General features: G+C 52.0%; 29 protein-coding genes and 1 pseudogene. 24 read left to right on the forward strand and 6 right to left on the reverse strand.

Annotation, left to right across the window (positions count from 1 at the left end; genetic code table 11):
* The first annotated feature begins 100 nt into the window (after positions 1–100).
* On the forward strand, positions 101–319 hold the full coding sequence (locus PsB1_RS10555; protein WP_284361259.1) for a hypothetical protein: 219 nt from the start codon (positions 101–103) through the stop codon (positions 317–319).
* A gap of 233 nt (positions 320–552) precedes the next feature.
* On the opposite strand, the gene PsB1_RS10560 is transcribed toward PsB1_RS10555, so the two are convergent.
* A complete protein-coding gene (locus PsB1_RS10560) occupies positions 553–945 on the reverse strand; it encodes a type II toxin-antitoxin system HicB family antitoxin (RefSeq protein ID WP_284361262.1) in 393 nt (130 codons plus the stop codon).
* A gap of 11 nt (positions 946–956) precedes the next feature.
* Complete coding sequence (locus PsB1_RS10565; RefSeq protein ID WP_284361264.1) at positions 957–1,139, reverse strand: type II toxin-antitoxin system HicA family toxin; 183 nt, start codon at positions 1,137–1,139, stop codon at positions 957–959.
* Between the two features lie 169 nt (positions 1,140–1,308).
* Here PsB1_RS10565 and PsB1_RS10570 point away from each other — a divergent pair, with 169 nt between their 5' ends.
* The 7 genes and pseudogenes from PsB1_RS10570 to ilvC all read left to right on the forward strand — a co-directional run bounded on the left by PsB1_RS10570 (position 1,309) and on the right by ilvC (position 5,393).
* Positions 1,309–1,644, forward strand: a complete 336-nt coding sequence (locus PsB1_RS10570; protein WP_284361266.1) for an AbrB/MazE/SpoVT family DNA-binding domain-containing protein — start codon at positions 1,309–1,311, stop codon at positions 1,642–1,644.
* A pseudogene (locus PsB1_RS10575) lies at positions 1,619–1,975 on the forward strand (type II toxin-antitoxin system PemK/MazF family toxin). The gene PsB1_RS10570 and the pseudogene PsB1_RS10575 overlap by 26 nt, the downstream one beginning before the upstream one ends.
* A gap of 24 nt (positions 1,976–1,999) precedes the next feature.
* On the forward strand, positions 2,000–2,359 hold the full coding sequence (locus PsB1_RS10580) for a nuclear transport factor 2 family protein (protein WP_284361269.1): 360 nt from the start codon (positions 2,000–2,002) through the stop codon (positions 2,357–2,359).
* A 32-nt stretch (positions 2,360–2,391) separates the two neighbouring features.
* Complete coding sequence (gene ilvN / locus PsB1_RS10585; RefSeq protein WP_284361272.1) at positions 2,392–2,934, forward strand: acetolactate synthase small subunit; 543 nt, start codon at positions 2,392–2,394, stop codon at positions 2,932–2,934.
* Positions 2,935–2,937: 3 nt separating this feature from the next.
* Positions 2,938–3,618 (forward strand): hypothetical protein, encoded by a 681-nt coding sequence (locus PsB1_RS10590; protein ID WP_284361277.1) that lies wholly within the window; start codon positions 2,938–2,940, stop codon positions 3,616–3,618.
* An 11-nt stretch (positions 3,619–3,629) separates the two neighbouring features.
* On the forward strand, positions 3,630–4,238 hold the full coding sequence (locus PsB1_RS10595) for a nuclear transport factor 2 family protein (RefSeq protein ID WP_284361281.1): 609 nt from the start codon (positions 3,630–3,632) through the stop codon (positions 4,236–4,238).
* A gap of 135 nt (positions 4,239–4,373) precedes the next feature.
* Complete coding sequence (gene ilvC / locus PsB1_RS10600; RefSeq protein ID WP_284361283.1) at positions 4,374–5,393, forward strand: ketol-acid reductoisomerase; 1,020 nt, start codon at positions 4,374–4,376, stop codon at positions 5,391–5,393.
* Positions 5,394–5,606: 213 nt separating this feature from the next.
* Here the strand turns inward: ilvC and PsB1_RS10605 are convergent, their stop codons facing one another.
* The 4 genes from PsB1_RS10605 to PsB1_RS10620 form a co-directional block, all read right to left on the reverse strand.
* On the reverse strand, positions 5,607–5,933 hold the full coding sequence (locus PsB1_RS10605) for a type II toxin-antitoxin system PemK/MazF family toxin (protein ID WP_284361285.1): 327 nt from the start codon (positions 5,931–5,933) through the stop codon (positions 5,607–5,609).
* A complete protein-coding gene (locus tag PsB1_RS10610; RefSeq protein ID WP_284361289.1) occupies positions 5,930–6,187 on the reverse strand; it encodes an AbrB/MazE/SpoVT family DNA-binding domain-containing protein in 258 nt (85 codons plus the stop codon). The genes PsB1_RS10605 and PsB1_RS10610 overlap by 4 nt, the downstream gene beginning before the upstream one ends.
* A 241-nt stretch (positions 6,188–6,428) precedes the next feature.
* A complete protein-coding gene (locus tag PsB1_RS10615) occupies positions 6,429–6,824 on the reverse strand; it encodes a type II toxin-antitoxin system VapC family toxin (RefSeq protein ID WP_284361294.1) in 396 nt (131 codons plus the stop codon).
* Positions 6,815–7,078, reverse strand: coding sequence for a type II toxin-antitoxin system Phd/YefM family antitoxin (locus PsB1_RS10620; RefSeq protein WP_284361296.1), 264 nt, complete (start codon positions 7,076–7,078; stop codon positions 6,815–6,817). Before PsB1_RS10620 ends, PsB1_RS10615 begins: the two co-directional genes overlap by 10 nt.
* Before the next feature lie 404 nt (positions 7,079–7,482).
* On the opposite strand from PsB1_RS10620, the gene rpsJ reads away from it, so the two are divergent.
* From rpsJ to rpsH, 16 genes are read left to right on the forward strand one after another with little or no spacing between them, the layout of a single operon-like run.
* Entirely contained in the window at positions 7,483–7,791 is a 309-nt protein-coding gene (rpsJ, locus tag PsB1_RS10625; RefSeq protein WP_284361299.1) for a 30S ribosomal protein S10, read from the forward strand.
* Between the two features lie 10 nt (positions 7,792–7,801).
* Entirely contained in the window at positions 7,802–8,548 is a 747-nt protein-coding gene (gene rplC, locus PsB1_RS10630; protein ID WP_284361301.1) for a 50S ribosomal protein L3, read from the forward strand.
* The gene (gene rplD, locus PsB1_RS10635; protein WP_284361305.1) at positions 8,548–9,186 is read left to right on the forward strand and encodes a 50S ribosomal protein L4; all 639 of its coding nucleotides are present in this window, start codon (positions 8,548–8,550) and stop codon (positions 9,184–9,186) included. The genes rplC and rplD overlap by 1 nt, the downstream gene beginning before the upstream one ends.
* Positions 9,186–9,482: a 50S ribosomal protein L23 gene (locus PsB1_RS10640; protein WP_284361308.1), complete on the forward strand. Its 297-nt coding sequence runs from the start codon at positions 9,186–9,188 to the stop codon at positions 9,480–9,482. The genes rplD and PsB1_RS10640 overlap by 1 nt, the downstream gene beginning before the upstream one ends.
* A 3-nt stretch (positions 9,483–9,485) precedes the next feature.
* Positions 9,486–10,319: a 50S ribosomal protein L2 gene (gene rplB / locus PsB1_RS10645; protein ID WP_284361310.1), complete on the forward strand. Its 834-nt coding sequence runs from the start codon at positions 9,486–9,488 to the stop codon at positions 10,317–10,319.
* Between the two features lie 4 nt (positions 10,320–10,323).
* Positions 10,324–10,602, forward strand: coding sequence for a 30S ribosomal protein S19 (rpsS, locus tag PsB1_RS10650; RefSeq protein WP_284361314.1), 279 nt, complete (start codon positions 10,324–10,326; stop codon positions 10,600–10,602).
* A gap of 3 nt (positions 10,603–10,605) precedes the next feature.
* Positions 10,606–10,986, forward strand: a complete 381-nt coding sequence (rplV, locus tag PsB1_RS10655) for a 50S ribosomal protein L22 (RefSeq protein WP_284361316.1) — start codon at positions 10,606–10,608, stop codon at positions 10,984–10,986.
* Positions 10,986–11,777 carry a 30S ribosomal protein S3 gene (rpsC, locus tag PsB1_RS10660; RefSeq protein ID WP_284361317.1) on the forward strand — a complete coding sequence of 264 codons (792 nt, stop codon included), beginning with the start codon at positions 10,986–10,988 and terminating at the stop codon, positions 11,775–11,777. Before rplV ends, rpsC begins: the two co-directional genes overlap by 1 nt.
* 15 nt (positions 11,778–11,792) lie before the next feature.
* Positions 11,793–12,215: a 50S ribosomal protein L16 gene (gene rplP / locus PsB1_RS10665; RefSeq protein ID WP_284361320.1), complete on the forward strand. Its 423-nt coding sequence runs from the start codon at positions 11,793–11,795 to the stop codon at positions 12,213–12,215.
* A gap of 13 nt (positions 12,216–12,228) precedes the next feature.
* A complete protein-coding gene (rpmC, locus tag PsB1_RS10670; RefSeq protein WP_085340301.1) occupies positions 12,229–12,429 on the forward strand; it encodes a 50S ribosomal protein L29 in 201 nt (66 codons plus the stop codon).
* A 10-nt stretch (positions 12,430–12,439) separates the two neighbouring features.
* Entirely contained in the window at positions 12,440–12,679 is a 240-nt protein-coding gene (rpsQ, locus tag PsB1_RS10675) for a 30S ribosomal protein S17 (protein WP_284361327.1), read from the forward strand.
* A gap of 36 nt (positions 12,680–12,715) precedes the next feature.
* A complete protein-coding gene (rplN, locus tag PsB1_RS10680) occupies positions 12,716–13,084 on the forward strand; it encodes a 50S ribosomal protein L14 (RefSeq protein ID WP_284361330.1) in 369 nt (122 codons plus the stop codon).
* A gap of 1 nt (position 13,085) precedes the next feature.
* Positions 13,086–13,406, forward strand: a complete 321-nt coding sequence (gene rplX / locus PsB1_RS10685) for a 50S ribosomal protein L24 (protein ID WP_284361333.1) — start codon at positions 13,086–13,088, stop codon at positions 13,404–13,406.
* Positions 13,399–13,959 carry a 50S ribosomal protein L5 gene (gene rplE, locus PsB1_RS10690; protein ID WP_284361335.1) on the forward strand — a complete coding sequence of 187 codons (561 nt, stop codon included), beginning with the start codon at positions 13,399–13,401 and terminating at the stop codon, positions 13,957–13,959. Before rplX ends, rplE begins: the two co-directional genes overlap by 8 nt.
* Before the next feature lie 4 nt (positions 13,960–13,963).
* Positions 13,964–14,269, forward strand: a complete 306-nt coding sequence (gene rpsN, locus PsB1_RS10695; RefSeq protein ID WP_284361337.1) for a 30S ribosomal protein S14 — start codon at positions 13,964–13,966, stop codon at positions 14,267–14,269.
* A gap of 12 nt (positions 14,270–14,281) precedes the next feature.
* Positions 14,282–14,677: a 30S ribosomal protein S8 gene (gene rpsH, locus PsB1_RS10700; protein ID WP_284361338.1), complete on the forward strand. Its 396-nt coding sequence runs from the start codon at positions 14,282–14,284 to the stop codon at positions 14,675–14,677.
* The last annotated feature ends 2 nt before the right edge of the window (positions 14,678–14,679 follow it).

A 14,679-nucleotide genomic window follows, 5' to 3' on the forward strand; every position in this document is an offset into this window, starting at 1 on the left:
CGTCAAAAGACTGGGAGCCAACATTTGCGTCACTATTGACACCGCAAATTAGCGACGACTTCCTGCCTGAGCTTATAACGATTTTAAGTGGGACTTGTTTATGACCGAGATTATGCTGCAGCTTTTGCCATCATTACTAGTACAGGTAATATTAGGTATTTCTATTTGGAGGCTGCTGAAAAAAGAGGGGAAAGGCAAGGAGGCGCAGGTATTATGGTGCGCAATTCCAGTTGTTGGAATGTTTGTTTGGCTCGTGCCAATCATGCTTTTTCTTGGTCGAACAGCTGAACGCTTGAAAGAAATGGATGACTCAAGATAGCCAGATTGTAGGCGTGCAGCCGTCAAGGCACGCTCCGCTCGATGGCCTCGACTGCCACAATCATACGGCCCCCCCAAAGTCGAAGTGAAAGCCCGCCAATTCAACCGGGTCAAGCGCAGAAGCGAAGCGTCCCTTGACGCGACTGAACTGTGAAAAAACATAATTGAAACAAGGTTTTGCGTGACGCAATGGTCACCAAAACCGTTCCAAGGCGTCTCCCTTAAACAGATCCCCTACCGCCCCACAATTTCATTATGCGCGGCCTGCGCCAGAAACGCGCTGCGGGTTAGTTTGCGGGCGGAGGCAGCGGTATCGATGGCGGCAAGGATGCCGGAATCTAGCGAGATATTGATACGCGTCGGGGTGTTGTTGGCAGGGATGTAGGGCACCAAAATCAAAAAGGCACCGCTTGCTAAATCTTCTTTAGCTAGTTCACGGATAACTTCGATACTGGATGGCTCAATCACACGATCATTATTCTCAAAATAGAGCGACACAGCGTCGGTGGCTTCACGCACAACGCTTTCCAAGTTATCGGCCGCCGAGAAACAGCCCGCTAAATCTGGAAATGAGACGCCAAAAGCGCTGTCTTCGTCCTTATGGACGACTCCGTGAAAATATCGCATCGCGTTTCCTTTCATAGCCACCCTGCCATTTTTGCAATCGAACGTGCCGTGTCGATGGGCAAGTCCTTCTTTGGATGCGGGACAATCACAACCATGCCGTCTTTCGCAAATTTGTTATGTGAGCCTTTTATCGCCACAAGCACAAACCCATCGGACAAAAGTCGCCTGACGACTTTTTTGCTGTCGCGTTCCATCGAAGTGAGCTAATTTAAGATCGTAGAAATGTCAAGAATTGTGTAGAAAAATGTGTATAAACTCCCATTTACACGGGAACTTTTGTGCCTTCTTAATACTCACCAATCTTGCAGTGACACGGTCTAAGTTTTACTTTAGTATTACCGCTCATAATCAAAGGACGCAGTCATGAGCGAAGGCTTAGTCTCTACCAAGGGGCAAGTGGTGATACCAAAGCCCTTGCGGGATGTATTTGGGATCAAACCCGGTTCTAGAATTCGATTTGCAGATGAAAATGGCCAATTGGTTGGCCATGTTGTGCCAGAAGATGCCTTTCCCGCTGTCGATGTCTTGATCGCCCAAGCCCGGGCGCTGACAGCACCGCAGATAGCTGATTTTGGTGATGCGGCGGGCAAAGAAGTCATTGAAGACGGATGGATTGCCCCGGGCAATGCGCTGAAAATGGACGAGCAAGACTTGATCTCAGCATGGAACGCCCATGTGCAAAGGGCAAACTGTGCTTGATCGGGGTGACATCGTTATGGTCGACCTCAAAGGCAGCCAAGGGCGCGAGCAAACCGGATTTCGTCCGGCGCTCGTTTTAACCTCGTGAGCCTATCACGAGGTGAGTTCAACCGCGATTGTGGTGCCTATTACCTCAAACCCAAGCCCGTGGCCTTTTAAATTGCCTTTGCCAGCAGGTGGGCGCATTGCAGGGTATCTTTTGGTCGATCAAACAAAATCTCTCGACCGTACCGCACGCGGGTTTCGGGTGGTTGATCGTATACCAAGGAACATCTTGCACGACGTTGGCGTGCTCTTGGACCGCTTGTTGAAAGAGCCAGCTTCGCCTTAATTGCCTCAAACATAGACCTTGAACATGAACTTCATGACTAATCCTGCTAGCTTCGCCGCGACATGGATCGCCGATTGGAATTCCCATGACGTCGAAAAAATCCTCGCCCATTATGCGCAGGATGTGATCTTTCATTCCCCGAAAGTGGCTATCCGCACCATGGCTGCGAAGACCTTTTTTACCAGCCGCGCCGAAATTCGCCCTTACTTCAGTTTTGCTTTTGAAATTCGCCCTAAGCTGCAGTTTACACTCGTTAAAATCTGCCAAGATGAAAAGGGAATGGCACTGATCTATCACGATGAGACCGGGGCTACAGCGACTGAACTCATGGATTTGAACGAACAAGGACAAGTGATGTTTGCACGCGTCCTCTATGACCGCTAAAGCTCTCTTAATCAGCTAGTCGAGACCCAGCCATGACACAACCCGGTTCTGCTTACTTTATTCAGGAAGGCGAAAGCCCGATCATTCGTACGACTTTAGCGGTGATTGTTACCAACGAACCGGGCGTTCTTGCGCGTGTGGTGGGGCTATTTTCGGCACGCGGCTATAATATTGAAAGCTTGACGGTGGCCGAAACCGATCATGATGCCCATACATCACGCATTACCATTGTTACTTCGGGAACGCCTGGTGATCTTGACCAAATCCGCGCGCAATTGGGCCGATTGATCCCGGTGAAACGTGTGATTGATTTTTACGGCGATAGTGAGGCCGTCTCGCGCGAATTGGCTTTGATTAAAGTGGTTGGCACTGGCGATGTTCGTGTGGAAGCTATGCGCTTAGCAGATGCGTTTAAGTGCCGGATCATGGACGCGGGCTTGGATTGTTTCACCTTTGAATTAACCGGGAGTTCCAAGAAACTTGATGATTTCATCAATTTGATGCGCCCACTTGGTTTGGTTGAGGTGTCGCGCACCGGGGTTGCAACCATCCGGCGCGGGAAAGAGGCGATTTAGCCCATGAAACCAATCTATCGCTATACCACCATTTTATTGGCCGCTGGACTTTTGGGCTTGGTGATTTTTCTAATTGGCCAACAAAAGCCCAAGGAGCAGGCCTTATTCCTCGGCGTGGATGGCGATCCGCGCATGCGTCTATGCGATGGGCCCAAGGATGGCGAATGGGCCGATCCCGCGATCTTGAAAATCATGGCTCTGGACGCGCCATTAAAACGCAGGAACAACGATAATGCAGCTTATCGGATCGCAGTACTGCGACCGGCCAATCAAGATAATCTTGCAATCACCTTCACCAGTCCAAAAGATATATCTGGTCGATATGAAATTGTGCGCTGGGATGGAACAACCATGAATAGGGTGACTGGCACGCTCAATCAAGCGGACTCGGCCAGCTTGATTTTTGCTATTGAGGATGCTCGGATCTGGGGTAAGCTCAAGCCCACGATTGAAACCTTGGCGCGCGCCGGCCAAGCAACCGCAGTGATTGAAGTGCGCACGCCCATCCAGGATCGGTGTATTACTACCCGCTATGATGATGAACGCGTCGCCCCACTTCTAGAAGTGTTTGCCGAAAAACTAAGCTTGGAGCCCGCAAGCTTGCCTTTGACGGGCTTGGTGGCGCCCAAGGCCAGCTTCATCCCCGTTAAACCGGCCGCCCCCGCAACCAAACCAGCCCTTTAGGAATTCATTTCATGTCCTCATTTCGTTTTGTAGTTTGTGCGGTATTGATTTCGTTTCTAGGCCTGATGCCACAAGCCGTTGCTGCGCAAACCAGTCCGCCTGAAGTTGCGCAAGTCAGTTCTGCTAAGCCTGAGTGGCGGCGCAACGATCCTGCATCCAAGGATGAAAGTGAAGATCTTTTGGGGGCTGACCGGGCTTTTGCTGCGACCTTGGCCGTACAAGGGCCCCTAGCAGCCTATCAAGAGGTGATTTCACCTCAAGGTATCTTACACGATGCATCGGGTGCTTCCCCGGAAGGCTCTGCTGGTGTGAAAGCCCGCTTTGCCAGTTTCCCTGCCGATGTCAGCTTTGAGCGTGAGCCAGAAGGTGTTTTGGCGAGTAATGGTACTGGCTCAACTTGGGGGCGGTATGTGATCAAAAAGGGTGATAAGTCTTTAAGTGTAGGCCGCTACATCAGCGTTTGGCGGCGCGAAGAAGGCATTTGGCGTTTGTTGACTGAATTGGCGGCAGGGCGGCCAAGTCAACAAGCCGCAACTGCGGTGGGCCCTTTGCCGCGGCGCCCACCCACGGCTGGTCAAAGTCCAGACCAAAGCGCAACTCCCGCCAGCACCAAGCCTTAAGTGGTTAGTGCATGTAACTAAAGTAGCATGCTGAGGGCTTGGATTGACCTGCAGGAAAAAAAACGCTCTTAACCCCAATCAAATTGCTCGCAGGCTGCATAACCATGCCGCCAAATAACACATCTGGAGAGAAAAATGCGCGTGTTCTATGACGCTGACTGTGACCTTGGGCTGATTAAGAACAAGATTGTTGCAGTGGTTGGCTATGGCAGCCAAGGCCATGCCCACGCGCTGAATATGAAAGATACTGGTGTTAAACAAGTTTGGGTTGCGCTTAAGGCTGGATCGGCTTCATCTGCCAAAGCACAAGCCGCAGGCTTATCAGTCGTGACGGTACAAGAAGCCGCAGCCAAAGCTGATGCTTTGATGATTGTAACCCCTGATGAAATCCAACCAGAACTGTACGCGAACGAAATCGCGCCCTTTATCAAAGCGGGCCAAACCCTCATGTTTGCGCATGGATTTTCGGTGCATTTTGGCTTGATCCAACCGCCCAAGGGCGTTGATGTCGTTATGGTCGCCCCAAAAGGGCCAGGCCACACAGTACGTAGTGAGTATCAAAAAGGTGGTGGTGTGCCATGCTTAGTCGCCGTTCAGCATAATGAAAGCGGTAAAGCGCTTGATTTTGCTTTGGCCTATGCCTCAGCCATCGGCGGTGGTCGCGCTGGTATTATTGAGACCAATTTTCGTGAAGAGTGTGAAACCGATTTGTTCGGCGAACAGGCTGTGCTCTGCGGTGGCTTGGTTGAGCTTATTCGTGCAGGTTTTGAAACCTTGGTAGAGGCAGGTTATGCACCTGAAATGGCCTATTTTGAGTGCTTGCATGAAGTAAAGCTGATTGTGGATCTGATCTATGAAGGCGGCATCGCCAATATGAATTACTCGATCTCCAACACCGCCGAATATGGCGAATATGTTACAGGGCCACGCATCATCACCAGCCAAACCAAGGCAGAAATGAAGCGCGTGTTACAACATATTCAAAATGGCGGCTTTGCCCGCGACTGGATTCTAGAAAATAAGGCTGGGGCACCTTTCTTTAAAACCAAGCGCCGTTTAGGCGATATGCATCAGATCGAAGAAGTTGGCGCACGCCTTCGCGCCATGATGCCCTGGATCGGCAAAAACAAAATGGTCGATAAGGCTAAAAACTAGGCGGTTAGGTGCTTAGGTTGATGACCTTTCAATTCGATCAACCGATGCGCGAACCACGATAGGAATGTTCATAGCTTGTATCGACAACCAGTTATCGGCCTGACTATATGTCTGCCCAACACAACCATCTATTTATCAAGAAATATGAGCAGTTTTTATGGCGTTGACCAATGCGAAAACACGCTCGATGGGGGTAATCCAGAGGGCGGTTTATCAGGTCTGGATGGTTGCTAGCCTCGCTATGACGTCCTCGAGAATTGCGGCTGGCAATTGATCGACTTTGCGACCGCCGCGCTGGATAATGTCTAAAACGCGCGGCTGGTCGCACCGAATGATCCCGGTGGTTTGGATGCCAGAAATAGGGACTGCAAAGCCTGATCGCCGCGCGAAATCACCCCCGTTGGTAATGGGCAATACAACGGGCAGCTTGGTTGCAAGGTTGAAGGCCGTCGGCGAAACGATCAAGACGGGCCTGCTTCCCCTTTGCTCGCGACCTAAAGTGGGGTCTAATGACACCAGATAGATGTCGCCTCGGTTCAAAGTAGCTCTCCACCAATTGCTGGCGCATCCAGCCAATCACGATCTTGCATATCGGAATCATAATCGTAATCTGATTGGGCAAGAAGATCGTCCAAATTGTATCGAAGTGGTGCGGTGGCTTCTACCACCAGCTTAGCGCCATCCAGCGAGACCCCGACGCTTGAACCTGCTTGAAGCTGCAAGACATCCAAAATGGCAGGCGGAACCGCAAGCATCACAGAGCCGCCAACTTTGCGCAGTTTTGTGGTGTGCATGTGTCTAATGTCCTTTATGTTATATTTTTATATAACATAAAGTTGGCGTTTCCGCAATGTGCTCAAGCCAGACGATTGCTCTTTGTCGAAAGCGCTGTTTTGTTCCTTGAAGGTCAATCGGGCACCTTGGCAGAATGTATCGGCGCTAGCTCCCAATTTGATTTACGTGGGGAGGAGTCCTATTTTTCATTAGGGCTGCAGGGAATAACGTTTAAGCGCTTGGGCATGGCGGTGTTGTGGGCTAGGTCGCAACCGATATTGCCAGCCCACCGCTAGCTTGGCTCATCCGGTGATCGTTGGTCCATAACGCATCACAACCATGATATTGCGCACAGGCTAGGTGAAGCGCGTCAGGCATCTTCAATCGATTGCTCGCTACCAATTGGGCACCTTGTCGGAAGATCGCTTCGTTCAATTCAAAAAGTTGAAGCCGTCGAAAGAAACTCTCGTATTCTTGGATCAAGAAGCTGTTGCCAATGCGTATCGGGCCAACCAAGCATTCGGCCATAACTAGATGTGAAGTGGCAAATTCAGCTGTTGGTGACGCTGTAATTTTGCGAACAACCGCATCGTGAAATGCGGATGAGGGTTCAAGCGCATAAACGACAATGCAACTATCGAGGTAGATTAGTCCCATGAAGCCCGTGCATCTTGAATATCAGCTTCAATTTGATTGTGATCGCGCTGTGACTTTGAAGACTTGCGGGATGTCAACCAAGCTGAAAGCGCCGCACCACTTCCGGGCGATCCAAGCTCAGCACCATTTTGCTCTAATGGGACAAGACGGATCACGGGTTTGCCGCGGTTTGCAATCACCACTTCTTCGCCCGCCTGCGCACACTTCACAAGCTCCGACAGGCGATTTTTGGCTTCAAGGATATTCACCTGCATGGCGCTAGCTCCGAACTTGGCTAACTTACTAGCATAATCTGGCTAGAAATGGAAGGGCCGTGGGAAGCCGTGCGATCTATTGCTCCACTGCACCCATCCTGAGCCATACCCTTTACAAAACAAACCGACATCGTTAGGAACGCCACTCTTGCTTGGACCGGCTGTGGGAAACTTTGGTTTCTCAGACGCGGGACGATTAAAGCGCAGGGTTCATGCCGCCGAAAAGGGCATGTCGCCTCTGATGGCGCGGTCGCTCGCGTCTATGCTGCTTCGACCCCGTCAGTTGGCCTTTCCACGCTAAATAAGGTTTGCGCAACCCGATGCGCCGCCAGTCAAAAGGCGGGGCAGCGGATATGTTTGATGTTTGACATGTGGTCCTAGATGACCGCTTCGCGAGGTTAAAAATGTCTCAACAGACCATCCGGATCAGGCTTAAAGCCTTCGATCACCGGGCGCTGGATCAGTCCGCTAAGGAGATTGTCTCTACGGCAAAGCGCACAGGTGCAATGGTGCGGGGTCCTGTACCTCTGCCAACGCGCATCGAACGTTTCACGGTCAACCGCTCGCCACATGTCGATAAGAAGTCGCGTGAGCAGTTTGAAATTCGCACGCACAAGCGCGTGCTCGATATTGTAGACCCAACACCCCAAACGGTGGACGCGCTGATGAAGCTTGACCTCGCGGCCGGCGTTGACGTCCAAATTAGTCTGTAAGGACACGGCTATGCGTACAGGTTTGATCGCAAAGAAACTGGGCATGACACGCGTGTTTGCTGCTGACGGCGCACATGTTCCCGTGACGGTGCTCGCTCTTGAGGGCTGCCAAGTCGTTGCCCAAAAGACTGACGACAAAGACGGTTATACCGCACTGCAAGTAGGTGCAGGTGCCCGCAAGGCTAAGAATGTGACCCAGCCGATGCGCGGTCACTATGCCAAAGCAAACGTTGAGCCAAAAGCCAAGTTGCGCGAATTTCGCGTTAGTTCAGACAATTTGGTTGATGTCGGCATGGAATTGACCGCAGATCACTTTATTGCGGGTCAGAAGGTAGATGTTTCTGGCATCACCATCGGACGTGGCTTTAGTGGTGCGATGAAACGGTGGAATTTTGGTGGCTTACGCGCCTCACATGGTGTGTCGTTGTCGCACCGTTCACATGGGTCAACTGGTCAACGTCAAGATCCCGGTAAGGTGTTTAAGGGCAAGAAGATGGCCGGACACTATGGTGTGGAGCGCGTGACCACTCAGAACCTTGTTATTGTCCGCACCGATGTCGAGCGTGGCTTGATATTGATCCGTGGCGCTGTACCTGGTGCTGAAGGTTCTTGGGTTGAAATTCGCGATGCTGTGAAGTCGGCAGCACCTGCTGGCCTGCCCAAGCCTGCCGCTTTCCGTAAGTCTGGCGATATGAAAATCGTGCAGCCTGAAGTCGAAGTTGCGGCTCCTGTTGAAACTGAAGTGGGAGCCGAATAATGAAACTCGACGTTGTGAAATTAGATGGTAGCAAAGCAGGCTCGGTTGAGCTTGATGATGCTATCTTTGGTGTGGCACCGCGTGCCGACATCTTACACCGCGTCGTGCGCTATCAGTTGGCTAAGCGACGCGCTGGTACCCATAACACTCAAAACCGTGGTGATGTTTCGCGCACCCACTCCAAGTTCGGTAAGCAAAAAGGTTCTGGCGGCGCACGTCACGGTTCCCGCAACGCCCCGATCTTCCGTGGTGGTGGTGTAGCCCACGGCCCACACCCCCGTTCACACGCCCATAGTTTGAACAAAAAGGTTCGCGCTTTGGGTATGAAAATGGCTCTCTCGGCTAAGGCTGCTGAAGGCTCCTTGATCATCCTTGATCAAGCAGCTCTAGATGCACCCAAAACGAAAGTCTTGTTAGAAAATTTTGGCAAGCTTGGTTTGACCAATGCGTTGGTCATTGGTGGCACTCAAGTGGATACCAACTTCCAGCTCGCAGCGCGCAATGTTCCTAATGTGGATGTTCTGCCAGCTGCTGGCCTCAATGTGTACGACGTCCTGCGTCGCCACAAGCTGGTTTTGTCGCGTGAAGCGATTGAAGCCATCTCGGCACGCTTTGCTAGCAAAGGGGAGGCTGCGTAATGGCACTTTCCGAACGCCACTATGATACCATCCTCGCTCCTTGGATAACCGAGAAGGCTACTTTACTTTCCGAACTAAACCAAGTGATTTTCCAGGTTCCATTGACTGCAACCAAGCCTGCCATCAAAGAAGCGGTCGAAGCCCTTTTTAAGGTGAAGGTAAAAGCCGTCAATACCATTCGCGTTCAAGGTAAGACCAAGCGCTTTAAGGGCGTGATGGGCAAGCGGAACGATTTCAAGAAAGCAATCATCACGCTGGTCGATGGCGAGACGATTGACGTGACGACGGGGCTTTAAGGAATGGCACTTAAATCTTTCAAGCCGACCTCTGAGGGTCGTCGCCAATTGGTGATCGTGGATCGCAAATCCTTGTTCAAGGGCAAGCCGATCAAAGCGTTAACCGAAGGTTTGACTAAAACAGGGGGGCGCAACAATACAGGTCGCGTGACGTCCTTCCGGTCCGGCGGCGGGCATAAGCGCACTTATCGCATCATCGATTTTAAGCGCCGCAAGTGGGACATGCCCGCAACGGTTGAGCGTTTGGAATATGATCCAAACCGCACAGCTTTTATCGCACTGATCAAATATGAAGATGGGGAGCTCTCCTACATCGTGGCTCCTCAGCGCCTTGGCGTTGGTGACACGATTGTGGCGGGTGAAAAAGTTGACGTGAAGCCAGGCAACGCGATGTTGTTAAAATCGATCCCAGTGGGTACCATCATCCACAATGTTGAGATGAAGCCTTTGAAGGGTGCGCAAATTGCCCGCTCCGCAGGATGCTATGTCCAATTGGTGGGTCGCGACACCGGTTATGCGCAAATTCGATTGTCTTCTGGTGAGTTGCGCATGGTTCCAGATAGCTGCATCGCGACCATTGGTGCGGTTTCTAATCCCGACAATATGAACGAAAACTCAGGCAAAGCCGGTCGTTCGCGTTGGTTGGGTATTCGTCCATCGGTTCGTGGTGTTGCCATGAACCCGGTCGACCACCCCCATGGTGGCGGTGAAGGCCGCACCTCAGGCGGTCGCCACCCCGTAACCCCTTGGGGTAAGAAAACCCGCGGTCCAAAAACCCGCAGTAACACGACGACTGACCGGTTAATTATCCGCCGTCGTCACGAAAAAAAGGCTTAAGACTATGCCTCGTTCGGTATGGAAAGGTCCGTTTGTGGACGGCAACCTCCTCGCCAAGGCGGAGAAGGCGACAGATTCCCCACGTCGTGAAGCGATTAAGACTTGGTCGCGTCGCTCTACCATCATGCCACAATTCATTGGCCTTACGTTCCAGGTGCATAATGGGCACAAATTTGTACCTGTGAATGTCTCCGAAGAGATGGTTGGCCATAAACTTGGCGAATTTGCTCCAACCCGGACCTATTATGGTCATGGTGCGGACAAGAAGTCGAAGCGGAGGTAGGCGATGTCAAAAGCAAAAACCCCGCGCGCATTGTCTGACAAGGAAGCATTGGCTCAAGCGCGTAATCTTCGCACCAGCGGCCAAAAGCTCAATCTCGTGGCGCAAAGTATCCGTGGCTTGAAAGCAGACAAGGCTTTGGCTGAACTCCAGTTCTCGCCCAAGCGTATCGCCATTGATGTACGCAAATGCCTGCAATCGGCGATAGCTAACGCAGAAAACAACCATGGCCTCGATATCGATGCGCTGGTGGTAGCTCATGCCTATGTTGGCAAAGGTCTGGTTATGAAGCGCATGAACACCCGGGCTCGCGGTCGCGGCGCTCGTATTGAAAAGCCTTTCTCGCACATCACCATTGTTGTGCGTGAGTTGGAAGGAGCGGCCTGATGGGTCAAAAGGTCAATCCAATCAGCATGCGTCTGGGCATCAACCGGACGTGGGACAGCCGCTGGTATGCCAACACTGGCGAATACGCCAAACTGTTGCACGAGGATATCGCTGTGCGCGCCTTCTTGAAAAAGAAGCTGAAACAAGCAGGTGTATCGCGCATCGTGATTGAGCGTCCACACAAGAAGTGTCGCGTCACGGTTTATACGGCGCGTCCAGGCATTGTGATCGGTAAGAAGGGCGAAGACATTCAAAAGCTGCGCAAGGATTTAACTGGGATCGTCAAGGATGGGGAAGTCTTCTTGAACTTGGTGGAAATTCGTAAGCCAGAACTTGACGCAACTTTGGTTGCTGAAAGTGTTGCTCAACAACTTGAGCGCCGCGTGGCTTTCCGCCGTGCTATGAAGCGGGCGATGCAATCATCCATGCGTATGGGCGCTGGTGGCATTCGTATCACTGTTGCAGGTCGTTTGGGTGGTGCGGAAATCGCGCGTACTGAATGGTACCGTGAAGGTCGCGTGCCATTGCACACCCTGCGTGCAGACGTCGATTATGGTGTAGCAGAAGCCACCACAGCTTACGGCATCATCGGCATTAAATGCTGGGTGTTCAAGGGAGAAATCTTTGAACGCGACCCATTGGCACAAGATAAGCGTGCTGCTGAAGTTGGCGATACCCGTCCTCGCCGTGATGGCGATCGTGAAGATCGTCGTCCCCGTAACGACCGTAATGATCGTGACAACCGTGGCCGTGGCCGCGGTCGTGGCGACGCCGCTCAAGCTGAAGCGTAAGGGAGTACCAAACTTATGTTGTCACCTAAACGTACCCGCTTCCGCAAGCAGTTTAAGGGCCGTATCCACGGTCTGGCGACTGGGGGTGCGACTTTATCCTTTGGCATGTATGGCCTGAAAGCCTTAGCCCCGGAGCGTGTAACCGCCCGTCAGATTGAAGCCTGCCGACGTGCCATCACGCGGCAAATGAAGCGTCAAGGGAAAGTTTGGATCCGTATTTATCCTGACGTGCCTGTATCGAAAAAACCCAATGAAGTGCGCATGGGTAAAGGTAAAGGTTCGCCAGAATTTTGGGCCGCAAGGGTAAAGCCTGGTCGGATCATGTTCGAAATCGATGGTGTTGCACAAGAGATCGCCGAAGAGGCATTGCGTCTTGGTGCCGCCAAATTGCCAATTGCGTGCAAGATTATTTCACGTGCCGACTTCGGTCTGGCGTAAGGGAGCGTCCACCATGAAAGCCGCTAATGCGCGGGCTTTGACGCCCGATCAATTGCAAGAAGAGCTACTCAAACTGAAAAAAGAGCAGTTTAACTTGCGTTTCCAACGTGCGACGGGCCAACTCGAAAAGACCCATCGCATTAACCAAGTCCGCAAGGACATCGCGCTCGTCAAGACGATGATGCGCGAGAAAACCACAGCAACGGCTGTATAAGGAGTAAACGATGCCAAAGCGTATGATGCAGGGCGTCGTGGTGAGCGACAAAGGCGACAAGTCCATTGTTGTGAGGGTTGAACGAACCTTTCTTCACCCAGTCCTTAAAAAGACGGTGCGCCGCTCGAAGCGCTACCATGCCCATGATGACGCGAATGCGTACAAAATGGGTGAGGTCGTGCAGATCCAAGAATGCCCGCCTAAGTCCAAACTGAAGCGGTGGGAAGTGATTGGTCGCGTCGGCAGCTAGGGCTGTCCGATACGGGCTAATAGAAGAGGATCGACTATGATTCAGATGCAAACAAATCTGGATGTCGCGGACAATTCCGGGGCTCGTCGCGTCATGTGTATAAAAGTACTTGGCGGGTCGAAGCGTCGCTATGCGTCCGTCGGCGATGTGATCGTTGTTTCGATTAAAGAAGCAATTCCACGTGGCCGCGTGAAGAAGGGTGACGTCCGCAAGGCCGTTGTCGTTCGCGTCGCAAAAGACATCAAGCGTAAAGATGGCTCCACCATTCGGTTTGACCGGAGTGCTGCTGTACTTGTCAACAATGCCAATGAACCCATTGGCACACGGATTTTTGGACCGGTTCCGCGTGAACTTCGCGCTAAGAACCATATGAAAATCATTTCGTTGGCTCCGGAGGTGCTCTAGAATGGCTGCGAAACTTAAAAAAGGTGACAAGGTTGTTGTCCTGACGGGCAAAGATAAGGGCAAGACAGGTGAAATCACCAAAGTTCTACCCAAGGAAAATCGTTTGGTGGTCCAGGGTGTGAATGTAGTCAAAAAGCACCAAAAGCAGACCCAAGCCCAAGAAGCGGGCATTCGTTCGTTTGAAGCCCCTCTTCAGATCAGCAATGTTGCTTATATGGACCCTACAGATGGCAAGCCAACAAGGGTCGGTTTTAAAACCTTGGATGACGGCCGCAAGGTCCGTTTCGCCAAGCGTTCGGGGGAGGTTATTGGCGATGTCTGAGACCCAAACATATGAAGCCCGTCTCAAAACGGACTATAAAGCACGCATCCGCGCCGCCATGCAGGAAAAGTTTGGCTATACCAACCCGATGCAGATCCCGCGCCTTGATAAGATCGTGATCAATATGGGGGTGGGTGAATCGGTTGCTGACAGCAAGAAGATGCAATCTGCCTTAGCTGCTTTGAGTGCGATCGCTGGCCAAAAGCCAGTCACCACAAAGGCTCGTAAATCGATCGCAGGCTTTAAGCTGCGCGAAGGCATGGCGGTTGGTGCAAAGGTAACCCTGCGCGCTGAACGCATGTATGAGTTCTTGGACCGTCTGATCACCATCGCGCTTCCACGCGTCAAGGACTTCCGTGGCTTGAACGGCAAATCTTTTGACGGCCGGGGCAATTATGCCTTGGGCCTGAAGGAGCATTTGGTGTTCCCTGAAATCAACTATGACCTAGTCGATCAGATTTGGGGCATGGACATCATCGTCTGTACGACGGCTCGCACGAATGATGAGGCGAAAGCCCTTCTGACCGAGTTTAACTTCCCGTTCCGGAACTGATATCATGGCCAAGAAAAGTGCTATCAACCGCAATGACCACCGCAAAGCTTTGGTGAAGAAATTTGCAGCCAAGCGCAATCGCCTTAAGGCGATTGCTACGGATGAAAATCTCCCGCTGGAAGAGCGTTTTGCGGCTCGTTTGAAGCTGGCGGAGCTTCCGCGCAACTCGGCTCAAAACCGTGTTCGCAATCGCTGCGAGGTGACAGGTCGTCCCCGCGCATTCTATCGTAAGCTGCGTATGTCGCGGATTGCCCTGCGGGACCTCGCGTCCACAGGCATGATCCCTGGCATGACAAAAGCTAGCTGGTAAGGGAGGGTTGTCATGCAGATGAACGATCCCGTCGGCGACATGCTCACACGTATCCGCAATGCTCAAATGCGGAACCGTGCGACCGTGACCACGCCTAAATCCACGCTTCGTGCTCGTGTCCTCGATGTTCTCGTGGCTGAAGGCTATATTCGTGGCTATAGCGATATTGAATTAAACGGCAAGGTTGAGTTGGAAATCCAACTCAAGTATTTCGACGGTGCGCCTGTGATTGATACGATCAAGCGCATTTCAAAGCCTGGACGTCGTGTGTATTCTTCTGTCAAGGATCTTCCGCTTGTGCGTAATGGTCTGGGCATTGCTATTCTATCCACGCCTAAGGGTGTGATGTCGGATACGGCCGCCCGGGCTCATAATGTCGGCGGTGAAATCCTTGCGCATGTGTATTAAGG

Source organism: Candidatus Phycosocius spiralis (genome assembly GCF_030158815.1).
GTDB classification, from domain to species: Bacteria; Pseudomonadota; Alphaproteobacteria; order Caulobacterales; family Aquidulcibacteraceae; genus Aquidulcibacter; species Aquidulcibacter spiralis.

Coding starts and splice junctions, on each gene's coding strand:
- rpmC (WP_085340301.1), top strand. CDS start 12,229: ATGAAAGCCGCTAATGCGCGGGCTTTGACGCCCGATCAATTGCAAGAA.
- rpsC (WP_284361317.1), top strand. CDS start 10,986: ATGGGTCAAAAGGTCAATCCAATCAGCATGCGTCTGGGCATCAACCGG.
- PsB1_RS10580 (WP_284361269.1), top strand. CDS start 2,000: ATGAACTTCATGACTAATCCTGCTAGCTTCGCCGCGACATGGATCGCC.
- PsB1_RS10570 (WP_284361266.1), top strand. CDS start 1,309: ATGAGCGAAGGCTTAGTCTCTACCAAGGGGCAAGTGGTGATACCAAAG.
- PsB1_RS10615 (WP_284361294.1), bottom strand. CDS start 6,824: ATGGGACTAATCTACCTCGATAGTTGCATTGTCGTTTATGCGCTTGAA.
- rplX (WP_284361333.1), top strand. CDS start 13,086: ATGGCTGCGAAACTTAAAAAAGGTGACAAGGTTGTTGTCCTGACGGGC.
- PsB1_RS10555 (WP_284361259.1), top strand. CDS start 101: ATGACCGAGATTATGCTGCAGCTTTTGCCATCATTACTAGTACAGGTA.
- PsB1_RS10560 (WP_284361262.1), bottom strand. CDS start 945: ATGCGATATTTTCACGGAGTCGTCCATAAGGACGAAGACAGCGCTTTT.
- PsB1_RS10595 (WP_284361281.1), top strand. CDS start 3,630: ATGTCCTCATTTCGTTTTGTAGTTTGTGCGGTATTGATTTCGTTTCTA.
- rplD (WP_284361305.1), top strand. CDS start 8,548: ATGAAACTCGACGTTGTGAAATTAGATGGTAGCAAAGCAGGCTCGGTT.
- rpsJ (WP_284361299.1), top strand. CDS start 7,483: ATGTCTCAACAGACCATCCGGATCAGGCTTAAAGCCTTCGATCACCGG.
- rplP (WP_284361320.1), top strand. CDS start 11,793: ATGTTGTCACCTAAACGTACCCGCTTCCGCAAGCAGTTTAAGGGCCGT.
- rplC (WP_284361301.1), top strand. CDS start 7,802: ATGCGTACAGGTTTGATCGCAAAGAAACTGGGCATGACACGCGTGTTT.
- rpsH (WP_284361338.1), top strand. CDS start 14,282: ATGCAGATGAACGATCCCGTCGGCGACATGCTCACACGTATCCGCAAT.
- PsB1_RS10590 (WP_284361277.1), top strand. CDS start 2,938: ATGAAACCAATCTATCGCTATACCACCATTTTATTGGCCGCTGGACTT.
- rpsN (WP_284361337.1), top strand. CDS start 13,964: ATGGCCAAGAAAAGTGCTATCAACCGCAATGACCACCGCAAAGCTTTG.
- PsB1_RS10610 (WP_284361289.1), bottom strand. CDS start 6,187: ATGCACACCACAAAACTGCGCAAAGTTGGCGGCTCTGTGATGCTTGCG.
- ilvC (WP_284361283.1), top strand. CDS start 4,374: ATGCGCGTGTTCTATGACGCTGACTGTGACCTTGGGCTGATTAAGAAC.
- rplN (WP_284361330.1), top strand. CDS start 12,716: ATGATTCAGATGCAAACAAATCTGGATGTCGCGGACAATTCCGGGGCT.
- ilvN (WP_284361272.1), top strand. CDS start 2,392: ATGACACAACCCGGTTCTGCTTACTTTATTCAGGAAGGCGAAAGCCCG.
- rpsS (WP_284361314.1), top strand. CDS start 10,324: ATGCCTCGTTCGGTATGGAAAGGTCCGTTTGTGGACGGCAACCTCCTC.
- rplE (WP_284361335.1), top strand. CDS start 13,399: ATGTCTGAGACCCAAACATATGAAGCCCGTCTCAAAACGGACTATAAA.
- rpsQ (WP_284361327.1), top strand. CDS start 12,440: ATGCCAAAGCGTATGATGCAGGGCGTCGTGGTGAGCGACAAAGGCGAC.
- PsB1_RS10620 (WP_284361296.1), bottom strand. CDS start 7,078: ATGCAGGTGAATATCCTTGAAGCCAAAAATCGCCTGTCGGAGCTTGTG.
- rplB (WP_284361310.1), top strand. CDS start 9,486: ATGGCACTTAAATCTTTCAAGCCGACCTCTGAGGGTCGTCGCCAATTG.
- PsB1_RS10640 (WP_284361308.1), top strand. CDS start 9,186: ATGGCACTTTCCGAACGCCACTATGATACCATCCTCGCTCCTTGGATA.
- rplV (WP_284361316.1), top strand. CDS start 10,606: ATGTCAAAAGCAAAAACCCCGCGCGCATTGTCTGACAAGGAAGCATTG.
- PsB1_RS10565 (WP_284361264.1), bottom strand. CDS start 1,139: ATGGAACGCGACAGCAAAAAAGTCGTCAGGCGACTTTTGTCCGATGGG.